This window comes from Roseovarius sp. A-2, from assembly GCF_002072155.1.
In the GTDB taxonomy this organism is placed as follows: domain Bacteria; phylum Pseudomonadota; class Alphaproteobacteria; order Rhodobacterales; family Rhodobacteraceae; genus Roseovarius.
Genome location: NZ_BDIY01000121.1, coordinates 1 through 253 on the forward strand (window position 1 = coordinate 1; position 253 = coordinate 253).

The following is a 253-nucleotide window of genomic DNA, read 5'->3' on the forward strand; positions in this document are numbered from 1 at the left end:
CATCAAGGGTTGGAAGAGCCATCTCGCCTCGGACCGCACGTCGTGCTCGAAGGCCAGCGCCAATCAGATGCGGCTCATGCTGCACGGCTGTGCCTACTGGCTGTGGTGGACGCTCCGGGCGGCCTGTGCCGCGCGACAAACAAGGTGAGAATCCAGCGTCAATCAGGATGAGAACGCGGGGGTGGGGGCTCGCAGGGAGGGCGTAGCCCGACTGGAGAGGCCCCACCCCCGCGTTGCGCCCCAAATGGGCGGG

1 pseudogene is annotated in these 253 nt (G+C 67.2%); it reads left to right on the top strand.

From position 1 onward, the window contains the following. Positions 1–136, top strand: a pseudogene (locus BHD06_RS22845) (transposase); the annotation flags it as partial. Between the last annotated feature and the right edge of the window lie 117 nt (positions 137–253).